Raw genomic sequence first — 10,861 nt, forward strand, 5'->3', positions numbered from 1 at the left:
CTTTTTGGGTCGGCGCGGTGGCGATGTCGGTGACGCTGGGCGTTGCGGTCGTGGAAGCGCCGCAACTCGCCTCGTCCGATTCCGGCGACGGGTCTTCGCGGGGCGGCGTCGCCGCTGCCCGGCCTGCGCCGATGCCGCTGGCGGCCGAAGGCAACGCTCACCCTGTCCCGCTCGCCGCGGGGCTGCGCTCGCATGTGGCCGAAGAGGACCGCACCTCCCGCCTCTTTTCCCGAACGCTCGTCGCCACGACCGCCGTCGGCTGGCGCGCCGGCCACGAGCCGGCAGAGCGCGGCGGGCGAGTTTTTCACCCGTCTGAGCAGGTCGCCCAGCGTGACGGCGCGGATGCTTCCCGCAGCGCCGCGGGCGCGTTCGCCGTCGCGGCCCTGACCGTGCCCCGTCCCGAAGCATCGAAGACGATCTTCCGCTCGATCCCGGAGAGCCTCGAAACCGAGGTGGCGGCCGAAGCCCAACCGGCGAAGCCTGCGGCACGCCCGGCCGCCAAGGCGGCGGAGGGTTCGAGCCACGACGCCCTCGCCCGGCTCGCATCCTTCGATCCGAACCCCGCCGCGCGGCAAGGTCTCGAAGACACGGCGCTCGCCGCCTACCAGTCCGCCGACGTTCCCCGTCCATCCCTGCGCCCCGAAGTCGAAGCCGCCGCCGCCGTCGAAGCGAATGCCGAGGCAACGCTGGACGAGCCCGTCCGGGAGGCCATCGCCGCCGCCATCCCCTTGCCGGCGGCCCGCCCCGAGACGGCGGCCGGGCAGGAAGTGCGGGTCGCGAGCCTCGAGCCGACCGATGGCCCCGGCCCGCTCGGCACGGTCACCGAAGAAATGACGGCGCTCGCCGTCCCGCTGCCGGAGCGGCGCCCCGCCTATCAGCCGCCGGTCGTCGCGACGCCGCAGAGGCAGCCCGAGCCGGTCCAGCAGCCCGCCCAGCGGGCGGCCCCGCAGCGCGCCCCGGCCGTCGCCAGCACCCGGCCGACGTCGCCGGGCGACCGCGACGGCAGTGGCATCGGCGGCTTCTTCGAAAAGCTCTTCAAGGGCGGCGGCTCGGCCAAGCTTCCCCCCGCCCATCTCGGCGTCGCCGTCTACGACATCTCCGCCCAGACGGTCTATCTGCCCGGCGACGGCAAGCTGGAGGCCCATTCCGGCCTCGGCCACATGCAGGACAACCCGCGCTACGTCGCCCAGAAGATGCGCGGGCCGACACCGCCCAACGTCTATAACCTGCGGATGCGCGAGGCGCTGTTCCACGGCGTCGAGGCCATCCGCCTCCTGCCGGCGGACGGGCGCAAGAAATACAACCGCGACGGTCTCCTCGCCCACTCCTACATGTATGTCGGCGGCGGCGATCGCTCCCAGTCGAACGGCTGCGTCGTGTTCAAGAACTACGACCGCTTCCTGGCAGCCTTCAAGCGCGGTCACGTCAAGAAGATGATCGTCGTGCCGAGCCTCGACGAACTGCCGACCTATATGGCGGCCCTGTAGAGAGAAGGCCTCCGATCCCGCCAACTTTCAGGCGGTCGGCGAGGCACCTCCAGCTGTGGCCAGACGCAGCTGCCATTGACCCGAACTATCCGCCTTCAAGCAGCGGAACGGCAACGCCCTCGGCGTTGCCGCCGACAGGATTGAATCGGCCAGGCAGATTCGCAAACGACGCCTGCTGCGCCCACAGAGCATGATCCCGAAAAACGGGAACCGGTTTTCTAAAAAAGATCATGCGCAAACAGAAAGATAGAGCGCGATGATGAGCAGAGCTCATCTGATCCCGCTCTGACGCGGTGGGCCGAACGGCAATCCGTTCAGACCCTTTCGCCGCCCTTCACCCGATAGCTCGGCGTGTACATCGTGACGAGCTCCTCGGCCGCGGTCGGGTGGACGGCCATGGTCGCGTCGAAGGCGTCCTTGGTCAGTCCCGCCTTGACGGTGACGGCGAGGATCTGGGCGAGTTCGCCGGCATCGTGGCCGAGGACGTGGGCGCCGAGAACGCGGCGGCTCTTGGCGTCGACGACGAGCTTCATCAGCATCCGCCCATCGCGGCCCGAAAGCGTGTTCTTCATCGGCCGGAAGGCGGCGCGGTAGATCTCGATCTCGTCGAAGCGCTCCGCTGCGACGCATTCGGTCAGACCGACGACGCCGAGTTCCGGCTGCGAGAACACCGCCGTCGCGATGGTGTCGTAGTCGGGCTTGGTCGGCCTGTCGTGATAGATGGTCTCGATCAGGCACATCGCCTCGTGGATCGCCACCGGCGTCAGCTGCACGCGATGAGTGACGTCGCCGATAGCGTAGATGTTTTCCGCGCTGGTGCGGGAATAGTCGTCGACCTTGATCGCGCCACGCGCGTCGAGCGCGACGCCGGCCGCCTCACAGCCGAGGTTTTCGGTGTTGGCCGTCCGGCCGATCGCCAGCATCACCTGGTCGACGACGAAGACCTCGCCGCTCTTGGCGGTCGCCGCCAGCGTCCCGTCGCCGCGCATGTCGACGCGCTCGAAGGTGTCGCAGCAGTGGACGCGCAGGCCCTTCTTGTCCATCGCCTGATGCAGCTCGTGGCGCAGGTCGTCGTCGAAGCCCTGGAGGATTTCCTTGCCGCGATAGACCAGCGTCGTGTCGACCCCGAGGCCATGGAAGATGTTGGCGAATTCCACCGCGATGTAGCCGCCGCCGAGGACGGCGATGCGCTTCGGCAGTTCCTTCAGATGAAAGGCTTCCTCCGAGGTGATGCAATGCTCGGCGCCCGGCATCGCCGGGTGGCGGTTGGGCCGTCCGCCGGTGGCGATGATGATCTTGTCGGCGGTGACGCGCCGGCCATCCTCGATCAGCCGGATCTCGTGCGGCCCTTCGAGCACCGCCCGATCGGCGAAGATCTCGGCACCGGCCTTGTTCACGTTGGACTGATAGATGCCTTCGAGCCGCTCGATCTCGGCGTCCTTCGCGGCGATCAGCTTCGGCCAGTCGAAGCGGGTCTCGCCGACGGTCCAGCCGTAGCCTTGCGCATCCTCGAAGGCTTCGGCGAACTGCGAGGCGTAGACGAAGAGCTTCTTGGGCACGCAGCCGCGAATGACGCAGGTGCCGCCGAAGCGATATTCCTCGGCGATCGCCACCTTCTTGCCGAGCGACGCGGCGACGCGGGCGGCCCTGACGCCGCCGGAGCCGCCGCCGATGACGAAGAGATCGTAGTCATATGCGCTCATGGCACGCCTCGCTTGATCATCCGGCGGACATTCTTTCCGCGAAAAGCCCGCGTCCTCGGTAAATCCCGCCCCTCGAACCCGAGAGCCGGCACCGGCTATTACGATGCTCCGCCGCGAAACGTTTCGCGGCTGGACGATGGCGGCGCGTGCGCGGCGTCACTCTGCGACGGGAGCGCGGCATCACGACCCGACGAGCCGCCTGCCTTCATGCCCTTTCATCGGGCACCGGTCTTGCCGGTGGATCAGCCGTGCTGCGGACTGGCGCCGCCTCGTGCCGAACGGGTCAGTTCTGACCGGCAGGAGCACCTTCCGTCGGCGCTTGCGGCGGCTGCCCGCCATTCATCTGCCGGAATCCGTCGAAGGCGGCTTGGCGCAGGTCGCGGACGATCCCGCGGCTCCAAAGTTCGGCGGCCTGGAGCATGTTGCGCGTCGCCTGCGGCCCCTGCGCGAGAAGCTTCTTGCCCGCTTCGGAATCGTAGAAGCCGGCGATCTGGTTCAACTCGTCTTCGCTGAACAGCCGGGCGTAGATCCGCGCCACTTCCGTCTCGAGGTCGGCGCGGCGCGGTGCGAGGTTCACGGCCGCATCGTCGACCAGATCGGAGATCTTGGTTTCCATGTCGGGTCGGTTGGCGATCAGCTCCGACTTGATTTGGGTCGCGGCATTGAGAAGGATTTCGTCGAACTGGTCGGTGGCGTGGATCGCCGCCACGGCGGCACGCGCCGCCTGCAGGTGGCTCTCGCTGATGTCTTCGCCGGACTGGGTGGCGGGCTGGGCCTCGCCGGACTGTTGGGCCGAGACGGCAGCGGGGCAAAGGAAAATCGCGGCGACGGCGGCAAACGCGCTGCGGCGCATCGACTGGCTGAAGATCATCGGTTGATTGACTCCATTGGTTGATCTGCGCCCGGAGCAAACGTTTCGTCCGCCACGGCCGACGCCCCGCTTGCCTTGCGAAGCCCGGCGAAACGTCGTTCGAGCCTTCGCCAGCGACCTAGCGGCTCAGGCCGAACCGCGCAAGGCGCATCGGAAGGCGTCTCCCCCGTCCGCTCCGGACCTGCCCCAGGTTCCCGTCGTCTTACGCCTTGAGGTGGCGCACGCCATTCGCCGTCGCCACCAGGGCGTCCTTCGAAAGGCCGAGGAACAGGCCGTGTTCCACGACCCCGGGCACGTCGTGGAGCGCGCGCGACAGCGCTTCTGGATCGGGAATGCGGCCAAAGGATGCATCGAGGATCAAATGGCCGCTGTCGGTGATGAAAGGCTCCTCGCCGCTGCGCCGCAGCGTCAGATCGCAGGTGAGGCCGAGGCCCTTCGCCTTCTCCTGGATCGCCAGATAGGTGGCGATCATGCCGAAGCCGTTGATCTCGATCGGCAACGGAAAGGCGCCGAGCGTGTCGACCAGCTTGGTCTCGTCGGCGATCACGATCATCCGTTTGGCGGCGGCCGCGACGATCTTTTCGCGCAAGAGCGCGCCGCCGCCGCCCTTGATCAGCCGCAGTTGCGGGTCGATCTCGTCGGCGCCGTCGATGGAGAGATCGAGTTTCGGCATCGTCTCGAGCGTCGCGGTGGGGATCGCAAGTTCCTGGCACAGCCGCAGGGTCCGCTCGGACGTCGGAACACCGGTCACCTTCATTCCGGCGCGAACCTTCGGGGCCAGCGCCCGGACGAACGCCTCGGCCGTCGTTCCCGTCCCGATGCCGAGCAGCATGCCGTCCTCGACGAAGGCGAGCGCCGCCTCTCCCGCCGCGCGCTTCAATTGCTCGATGTCCGCCATGCCGCAAGTTCCTCTGCCGTTCCGTTCCTTCGTCTAGCAGCCCCGTCGCCGTGCCGATAGGTCACGGAGCCCTTTCGGCGGGCCGTGGCACGGAAAAGGCCGCCTTGAGGGCGGCCTTTGAGACTGCCTGGCACGGCGCAGTCCTGCCGCCGGGAGCGGCCCGGAAAGATCGCTCAGCCGGCGATCCTGGCGGCCATTTCGGCGATGTGCTTGCCCTGGAAGCGGGCGCCGCCGAGCTCGATTTCGCTCGGCATGCGCGAGCCGTCGCCAGCGGCGATGGTCGTCGCGCCGTAGGGCGAACCGCCGGCGATCTCGTCGAGGGTCATCTGCCCGGCATAGGCATAGGGCAGCCCGACGATCATCAGGCCGTGATGCAGCAGCGTCTTGTGGACGGACAGCAGCGTCGCCTCGTTGCCGCCGTGCTGGGTCGCCGAGGAAGCGAAGGCGCCGCCGACCTTGCCGACGAGGGCACCCTTCGCCCAGAGCGGCCCGGTGCGGTCCCAGAAGGCCTGCATCTGCGAGGACATGTTGCCGTAGCGGGTGGGAACGCCGACGATGATCGCGTCGTAATTCGGCAGATCCTCGACCTCGCAGACCGGATAGGGGTGATCGGTCTTGAAATGGGCCGCCTGGACGACCTCGGCCGGCGCCGTCTCGGGCACCCGCTTGATGTCGACGCTCGCGCCAGCGCTTTCGGCGCCTTCGGCGACGGCCTTTGCCATGGTCTCGATGTGGCCGTAGCTGGAATAATAGAGGACGAGAACCTTCGCCATCGCTGAAGCTCCTTTCGCGGTTCGATACCCCGACCATTCGGGGGCTGCAGGGACGACATAGGCGACCCCGGCCGATCTGGCTTGAAGAATTCCCGCGACGCACCGTCACGTGTCGCGCGACAATGGGGCCGAGGGAGCACGTCGTGCGTCGATTGGGTCCGAGGCGCCCCCTTGCTTTCCGGCGGGGTCTCACACTTATTCTGGACGATGTCCCGCAGGAGAAGACTGAAATGCCGCGTGAACCTGTCACGGCCGCGATGCTTGCCATTGGCGACGAACTTCTGTCCGGCCGGACGAAGGACAAGAACATCGGCCATCTCGCCGACGTCATGACGCTCGCCGGCATCGACCTGAAGGAAGTACGCATCGTCGGCGACGAGCCGCACATGATCGCCGACACGCTGAACACGCTCAGGCGCAGCTACGATCTGGTCTTCACCTCCGGCGGCATTGGGCCGACCCATGACGACATCACCGCGGACGCGGTCGCCGCGGCCTTCGGGCTCCAGGTCATCGAACATCCCGAGGCCGTGGCGCGGCTCGAGGCCAACTACGCGTCCCGCGGAATGGAATTCACGCCGGCGCGCCGGCGGATGAGCCGCACGCCGCAGGGCGCCAGCCTGATCGACAACCCCGTCTCCGTCGCGCCCGGCTTTCGCCTCGACAACGTCTTCGTCATGGCCGGCGTACCGTCCGTCTTCCAGGCGATGCTGGCGAGCGTCTTGCCGACGCTGCCGGTCGGCGAGCCGTTGAAGAGCCTCGCCCTCGCCTGTCCCTTCGGCGAAGGCGACATCGGCGATCCTCTGCGACAGATCGCCAAGGAGCATCCGAACGTCGTGATCGGCTCCTATCCGAAATTCGACGGGACGCGCTATTCGACCGAGATCGTCATCCGGTCACGGGACGATGGCGCGATCACGGCGGCGGCCGGTGCCGTGGAAGCCATGCTGGTCGAGACCGAACGAGCCAAGGCCGGCTGAAGCTTCTAGGGGCGGGCCCCGGCTCACACGGGTTTGTCGTTCTCCACCGGCCCGGATGTCTCCAGCCGCTGCCGCGCGCCCTCGGCGAGGATTTTCGCGCTTTCCCGCAAGGTGGCCTCGTCGACGCCGTCGCGCGCCGCGGCGGAGATCCCCGCGATGCCCAGCATGACGAAATCGGCGAGCGTCTCCGCCTCGCCGGGAGCGAACGCGGTGATCCGATCGGCAACGGTGTCGCGCATCTCGCGCCGCACCCGCGCCGTCATGTCGCTGACGGCCGGGTCGGAGCAATTGATCGTGCCCTCCATCACCAGGCAGGCCCGGCCACCCCGATCCCGTGCATAGAGTTCCGCCGCCTTTTCGAACACCGCCGCGATCGCCCGGGCGACGTCTGCCTCGCCGGTGAAACTGTCGACAAGTTGATGTCCGGTCGTGGAAATAGACAGTTCGACAGCGCGTTCGAACAAATCTCGCTTCGCCCCGAAGGCCGCATAGAGGCTCGGCGGCTTGAGGCCGGTGGCGTCGCAGAGTTCTGCGATGGTGACCGCGTCGTAGCCCTTTTGCCGAAACAGATCCGTCGCCGCCGCCAACGCCGTCTCGGCGCAGAAGGCGCGTGGGCGGCCCCGTCCGATTTTTTTTGTATTAGACACTACAATAATCCTTGCACTCCCAGTCTCGCCATATATGTATCGCTCGCTAAATAAAACAGCGGAGACAGTTCATGACTACCCTTTCGGGCAAGAAGGCTCTCGTCCTCGGCGGCAGCCGCGGCATCGGAGCGGCCGTCGTCGAACGGCTGCAGGCCGACGGCGCCGATACGCGCTTCACTTATGCCGGATCCGAAGCGGCCGCGCACGCCCTCGCGGAGAAGACCGGGGCGGCGGCGATCCGGGCGGACTCCGCCGACCGCGGCCAGACGATAGCGACCGTGGAGGCAGCGGGTCCGCTCGACATTCTGGTGATCAATGCTGGTGTCGGCCTTCTCGGCGATCCGCTGGAGCATGAGCCCGACGCCATCGACCGGATGCTCGACGTCAATGTCCGCAGCCCCTACCACGCGATCGTCACCGCGGCTCGAACCATGAACCGCGGCGGCCGGATCGTCGTGATCGGCTCGGTCAACGGCGACCGCATGCCGTTTGCCGGTGGCGCCGGCTACGCCATGACCAAGTCTGCGCTGCAGGGCATGGCGCGGGGCTTTGCCCGCGATTTCGGCGCGCGCGAGATCACCGTCAACGTCGTCCAGCCGGGCCCGGTCGATACAGACATGAACCCGGCGGAGGGCCCGATGAAGGATCTGATGCACTCGTTCATGGCGATCAAGCGGCACGCCAAGCCGGCGGAAATCGCCGGGATGGTCGCCTATCTCGTCGGGCCGGAGGCGGCGATGGTCACCGGTGCGATGCACACGATCGACGGCGGCTTCGGCGCCTGACATATTTCGAGCGGCGGCGCATCAGCGCCGCCGCTCGTATGGCCGTCGACACCGGCATTGCCTCGGGTCGCGGATTGGGCGAGCCGCGAGGCCGTGCGCATTATCCCCTTCTCGCAGCGTCTGCGCTGAACGCGCCCGCGCCGGCAAAGACGAGGAACAGAAAGATGAAGCAGTAGAGGATCGCCGAATCGCCGCCGTTGTTCACCGGAAAGAAGTTCTGCGGCGCATGGGCCATCCAGTAGGCCACGGCCATCTCGCCCGAGGCGATGAAGGCGGCGATGCGGGTGAACAGGCCGATGACGATGAGAAGGCCGGCGACGATCTCGATCAGCCCCGCGACGCCCGAAAGCGACATCAGCTGGGCGCCCGCCATGGCACCGTCCGGGAAGCCGAGCAGCTTCTGGGTGCCGTGCTCCATGAAGATGAGCCCGGTGACGATGCGCAGCAGCGCGAGGGCGTAGGGCTGGTAGCGATCGAGAGTCATGTGTCCGGGTTCCCTGGGGTTTCGAATGCGCGGCGACCCATAGCCGGCCAAACCCTTTCTTTTCAGTAAAGTCGGGTTGACGAACGGTTTTCCTTTGCAGCCGCTTGTACACCCCTCGGGAGGGCCAGATGCGGCTTCATGCCAGAGGGCCGAAGCTTGCACTCACTGGCACATTCGATCTATCGGAGCGCTTCAATTTCGAGATGGATGGAAAGAGGCTGGCGATGTCGATGGTGGAAAAGTCGTTTCCGGTCTCCTGGGACCAGTTCCACCGCGATGCGCGCGCCCTCGCCTGGCGCCTCGCCGGGCTGCGGCAGGAGGAGTGGCGGGCGATCGTCTGCATCACCCGCGGCGGACTGGTGCCGGCGGCGATCGTCTCCCGCGAACTCGGCATTCGGCTGATCGAGACGGTCTGCGTCGCCTCTTATCACGAATACAGCGAACAGGGGGAGCTGAAGGTGCTGAAGGAGATCAGCCCGGAGCTCCTGGCCGACGATGGCGACGGCGTCTTGATCGTCGACGACCTCACCGATACCGGCAAGACCGCTGGCGTGGTCCGAGCGATGCTGCCGAAAGCCCACTTTGCCGCCGTCTACGCCAAGCCGAAGGGCCGTCCGATGGTCGATACATTCGTCACCGAGGTCAGCCAGGACACCTGGATCTTCTTTCCCTGGGATCTCGGCCTGAGCTTCCAGGCGCCGATCGGGCGGGGTACCGAGGGCTGACATCGCTTCATGCTCGAAGCAGCGGGCAGGACATCAATGGCCCCTGCACCTGCCCCCGTCCGGGCTAGGCCGGCACGTCCGCCAGCCTCACGGTGGCGGTGAACGAAAACCCACCCGGGGTCAGTTCGCGGGCCATTTCGCCGCGCATCTGCCTGAGGACGAGGGTTTCGAGCAGCTCGGTGCCGAAGCCGAGTTGACCCGCCGTCTGTGCAGCGTCCGGAGGCGCACCGCCGCCGAACCATTCCTCCCACCGAAACGTCATCGCCGTCCGCCCGTCCCGCAGGGCCTTCTGCCAGCGAACCGCCACTCCGCCCTTCACCTGCGGCGCCAGGGCGCCATGCTTGGTCGCGTTGGTGGCCAGTTCGTGGACGACCATCGCGACGGAGATGGCGTCGTCCTTGCCGATGAGAACTTCGGGCCCGTCGATCCAGACATTCGTGCCGATGCCGAAATGCTGCAATTCGGCCGTGACGATATCGGCGAACAGCGCTCCCTTGCCGTCCCGGTCGGCCAGCAGCGACTGCGTCTTGGCGAGCGAGGCGACGCGTTCGAGAAGATCGTTGCGGATCTCCGATGCGCTCTGGCCCTCGCGCACCGACAAAAGGATGAGCGCCTGGACCGAAGACAGGGAGTTCTTGATCCGATGCTCCATCTCGCGGGACACCAGGAAGGCCCGCTGCTCCAGGTGCTTTCGCTGCTTGACCTCCTGCCGGAATGCCAATTCCCCGGCAAGAACCGCCCGAAACTCTTCGAGCTGCAGCCGGTCGGCCTCGGTCCATCGGCGGGGCGCTCTGTCGAAGACGCAGAAGGCCCCTGCGGTCGAGCCGTCGGGCAAGCCCACGGGCACCCCGAGAAAGGCCCCGATCTCCAGCGAGCGTGAAAACGCGCTCCCGGCGAAGCGTGGATCGGCTCGAACGTCGTCGACCGAAAGTGTCAGCTCCGTCTCGATGACGTGCCGGAAAAGGGCCCCCTCCCCGGCGATGAGGCGCAGGCCGTCGGGACTTGCCGCGTCGGCGCGCGGCGGAAGCCCGGTCTCGCTCTTGAGGATCTGGCGATCGCCGTCGACGATGACGACGAAGCTGCCGGAAACGCCGAGCATGCGCGCCGCCAACCGGGTCACGCGGTCGATCGCTTCCTCCGGCCCGGCCGCCACCAGATCGGCGACGGAGAGTCTCCACGTCGAATGCTCAGGCCGAGACAAACACGGTCCTTCCAAAGATCCGGCAATCGACGAACGGGCACCGGCTTCTCATACGGTGCGCGCCGCCATGCTGTTCGGGCGTTCGCAATGCGAATTGCCTAAATTTCAAGGTAAGATGCTCGGCCGCTGGTTTACAAGGCCTGGCGCAGGCCGTGCGGCAGTTTGTACACACTTTGTCCCGGGTGTTCCTGCAAAGATGTCACCGCCGCGACATTGACCGTCCGAACAGACTCACCCTACCCTCGACAGTCCAAACGCAAGCTGGCCGGAGCGGTTATCCCCAGCACCGAGCGCCCGCCGGTGAATC

General features: G+C 66.9%; 11 protein-coding genes. 4 read left to right on the forward strand and 7 right to left on the reverse strand.

The genetic code is table 11. From position 1 onward, the window contains the following. Positions 1-23 precede the first annotated feature (23 nt). The gene (locus tag GTK09_RS14165; protein ID WP_246217910.1) at positions 24-1,487 is read left to right on the forward strand and encodes a DUF2778 domain-containing protein; all 1,464 of its coding nucleotides are present in this window, start codon (positions 24-26) and stop codon (positions 1,485-1,487) included. A 314-nt stretch (positions 1,488-1,801) separates the two neighbouring features. Here GTK09_RS14165 and gor read toward each other — a convergent pair whose 3' ends face one another. The 4 genes from gor to wrbA all read right to left on the reverse strand — a co-directional run bounded on the left by gor (position 1,802) and on the right by wrbA (position 5,732). After that, entirely contained in the window at positions 1,802-3,190 is a 1,389-nt protein-coding gene (gor, locus tag GTK09_RS14170; protein ID WP_163463829.1) for a glutathione-disulfide reductase, read from the reverse strand. Positions 3,191-3,473: 283 nt separating this feature from the next. Further along, positions 3,474-4,061 carry a DUF2059 domain-containing protein gene (locus GTK09_RS14175; RefSeq protein WP_163463830.1) on the reverse strand — a complete coding sequence of 196 codons (588 nt, stop codon included), beginning with the start codon at positions 4,059-4,061 and terminating at the stop codon, positions 3,474-3,476. Between the two features lie 202 nt (positions 4,062-4,263). Further along, entirely contained in the window at positions 4,264-4,959 is a 696-nt protein-coding gene (gene rpiA / locus GTK09_RS14180; protein ID WP_163463831.1) for a ribose-5-phosphate isomerase RpiA, read from the reverse strand. Positions 4,960-5,132: 173 nt separating this feature from the next. Continuing rightward, positions 5,133-5,732: an NAD(P)H:quinone oxidoreductase gene (wrbA, locus tag GTK09_RS14185; RefSeq protein WP_163463832.1), complete on the reverse strand. Its 600-nt coding sequence runs from the start codon at positions 5,730-5,732 to the stop codon at positions 5,133-5,135. 230 nt (positions 5,733-5,962) lie between these two features. On the opposite strand from wrbA, the gene GTK09_RS14190 reads away from it, so the two are divergent. Further along, positions 5,963-6,712, forward strand: a complete 750-nt coding sequence (locus GTK09_RS14190; RefSeq protein WP_246217911.1) for a competence/damage-inducible protein A — start codon at positions 5,963-5,965, stop codon at positions 6,710-6,712. A 23-nt stretch (positions 6,713-6,735) separates the two neighbouring features. On the opposite strand, the gene GTK09_RS14195 is transcribed toward GTK09_RS14190, so the two are convergent. Further along, entirely contained in the window at positions 6,736-7,359 is a 624-nt protein-coding gene (locus GTK09_RS14195) for a TetR/AcrR family transcriptional regulator (protein ID WP_163463833.1), read from the reverse strand. A gap of 71 nt (positions 7,360-7,430) precedes the next feature. On the opposite strand from GTK09_RS14195, the gene bdcA reads away from it, so the two are divergent. After that, on the forward strand, positions 7,431-8,144 hold the full coding sequence (gene bdcA, locus GTK09_RS14200; protein WP_163463834.1) for an SDR family oxidoreductase: 714 nt from the start codon (positions 7,431-7,433) through the stop codon (positions 8,142-8,144). A 100-nt stretch (positions 8,145-8,244) separates the two neighbouring features. Here bdcA and GTK09_RS14205 read toward each other — a convergent pair whose 3' ends face one another. Then, positions 8,245-8,628 (reverse strand): DoxX family protein, encoded by a 384-nt coding sequence (locus tag GTK09_RS14205; RefSeq protein WP_163463835.1) that lies wholly within the window; start codon positions 8,626-8,628, stop codon positions 8,245-8,247. A gap of 224 nt (positions 8,629-8,852) precedes the next feature. Here GTK09_RS14205 and gpt point away from each other — a divergent pair, with 224 nt between their 5' ends. Then, positions 8,853-9,353 (forward strand): xanthine phosphoribosyltransferase, encoded by a 501-nt coding sequence (gene gpt, locus GTK09_RS14210; protein WP_163463959.1) that lies wholly within the window; start codon positions 8,853-8,855, stop codon positions 9,351-9,353. A 64-nt stretch (positions 9,354-9,417) separates the two neighbouring features. On the opposite strand, the gene GTK09_RS14215 is transcribed toward gpt, so the two are convergent. After that, a complete protein-coding gene (locus GTK09_RS14215) occupies positions 9,418-10,554 on the reverse strand; it encodes a sensor histidine kinase (protein WP_163463836.1) in 1,137 nt (378 codons plus the stop codon). Positions 10,555-10,861 lie beyond the last annotated feature (307 nt).

Source organism: Jiella pacifica, from assembly GCF_010500815.1.
GTDB classification, from domain to species: domain Bacteria; phylum Pseudomonadota; class Alphaproteobacteria; order Rhizobiales; family Rhizobiaceae; genus Jiella; species Jiella pacifica.

Coding starts and splice junctions, on each gene's coding strand:
- GTK09_RS14165 (WP_246217910.1), top strand. CDS start 24: ATGTCGGTGACGCTGGGCGTTGCGGTCGTGGAAGCGCCGCAACTCGCC.
- gor (WP_163463829.1), bottom strand. CDS start 3,190: ATGAGCGCATATGACTACGATCTCTTCGTCATCGGCGGCGGCTCCGGC.
- GTK09_RS14175 (WP_163463830.1), bottom strand. CDS start 4,061: ATGATCTTCAGCCAGTCGATGCGCCGCAGCGCGTTTGCCGCCGTCGCC.
- rpiA (WP_163463831.1), bottom strand. CDS start 4,959: ATGGCGGACATCGAGCAATTGAAGCGCGCGGCGGGAGAGGCGGCGCTC.
- wrbA (WP_163463832.1), bottom strand. CDS start 5,732: ATGGCGAAGGTTCTCGTCCTCTATTATTCCAGCTACGGCCACATCGAG.
- GTK09_RS14190 (WP_246217911.1), top strand. CDS start 5,963: ATGCCGCGTGAACCTGTCACGGCCGCGATGCTTGCCATTGGCGACGAA.
- bdcA (WP_163463834.1), top strand. CDS start 7,431: ATGACTACCCTTTCGGGCAAGAAGGCTCTCGTCCTCGGCGGCAGCCGC.
- GTK09_RS14205 (WP_163463835.1), bottom strand. CDS start 8,628: ATGACTCTCGATCGCTACCAGCCCTACGCCCTCGCGCTGCTGCGCATC.
- gpt (WP_163463959.1), top strand. CDS start 8,853: ATGTCGATGGTGGAAAAGTCGTTTCCGGTCTCCTGGGACCAGTTCCAC.